This is a genomic window from Chitinophaga sp. (assembly GCF_035564935.1).
GTDB lineage: Bacteria > Bacteroidota > Bacteroidia > Chitinophagales > Chitinophagaceae > Chitinophaga.
On record NZ_DATMTE010000624.1, the window covers coordinates 1 to 1,707 of the forward strand.

Annotated in this window: 1 protein-coding gene; it reads left to right on the forward strand. The window is 47.5% G+C overall.

From position 1 onward, the window contains the following. Positions 1–177 precede the first annotated feature (177 nt). Positions 178–1,707 (forward strand): hypothetical protein (locus VN105_RS15890; protein WP_325642511.1); only part of this gene is annotated, 1,530 nt, incomplete at its 3' end.

The window sequence follows — 1,707 nt, forward strand, 5'->3', positions numbered from 1 at the left end:
AGGCTTTGCATTGCCTTCCTCCAATATTATAAAAATTAACACCTCCAATAATCATATACATAAAATTATTCTTGATCAGGGAAAAGGGATGCGCTTTGATGCGAAAGAGCTTGAGGTAATCCATGAAGGAACCGTGTCGGGATGGCAAAATCCTTTCCTCTGCATTTAATAGATGTTATGAAAAAATTTTACGTTAGTTTTTTACACATACTCCTATGGGTATTGGGTAGCATGGCTGTATCCCATAAGGCGATGGCGCAGTATACCAGCAGCGTGCTGGAAACAGGTAAATATTATACCGCCATAGCGAAAGATAACCTGGATAATATTTATGTGGTGGCTTACAATTCAGCTACTACTAAATACCAGGTGCTAAAGTATACCAATGGCGCCGGCACCCCTACTCCTATTTACCAGGGGCTGTCTCTCACCGTTTCGGAATACCCCTGGAGCATTGCTGTAAACAGTGCAGGAGATGTATTTATCATGGACCCGGATGTAGCCAGTAACTGGCGGATTGTTAAACTGGCAGCAGGCTCCTATACCTCCTCTATAATACAATCCGGTCGCTACTTCACAGCGCTGACCGTTGACAATAGCGACAATCTGCTCGCAATGGAATACGATGCGGCTACCACCAACTATCGCGTGGTAAAATATGATGCCCTTAACTTAACCGGTTCAGGCACCACTGTTTATAACGGGCTGCCACTGGCTACAGGCTCCGGCACCTATCCCTGGGGCATTGTTACCGACCATTCCAACAATATTTACATCATTGATTTCCCCTATAATTCTTTTAACGGGCGCCTCATTAAACTAACAGCCCCGGCATATACCGCTACCACATTGGGCAGCGGAAAAAACTATACTTCGTTGGCCATAGATGGCCAGGATAATCTTTATACATCAGAAGAATTAAGCGGCACTACCTCTCATGTTATGAAGTATACAGCCCCTGTCAGCGCAGGAGCAACCGGTACGGAAATCGCTACGGGGCTAACCATTGGCAGCTTCTTTTATCCCTGGGGAATAGCGGTAAACAGTCATGGCGACGTTTTTATAGACGATGGAGCTGCCCCTGGAAATGGGAGGGTAATAAAACTATCCAGTCTTGCTATTTCAGTAGCCAGTGTTACCAGGGCCAGCAATAACCCTACCACTGCTTCTACCGTACAATATACCGTTACCTTTAGCGCCACCGCTACCAACGTTACCACTTCCGCCTTTTCATTAAACACTACAGGTCTTACAGGCGCATCTATTGCAGCTGTCACCGGCAGTGGCACAACTTATACCGTTACTGTTAATACAGGCACAGGAAACGGTACCCTGGAGCTGGTGGTAACCGGCAATAATATGGGAAATACTGTAAGCGGGGTGCCTGTAAACACCGGCGTACTTTATACCGTCGACAAAACAGCACCCACCATTACATCCGTAGACGTACCGGCAAACGGCATCTACCATCTTAACGATGGGCTCCGTTTCAAAGCACACTTCAGTGAACCCATCACTGTAACTGGTACGCCTGTACTCGATATCACTATTGGCGGCACTACCCGGCAGGCTACCTACCAGGGCGGTTCCGGCTCAGATACCTTAGGCTTCCTCTATGTAGTGCAGGCCGGAGATGTAGACATGGACGGCATTGCCCTCGGGGCAGCAATCACCGGCACCGTTAAAGATGCAGCTGGTAACAATGCA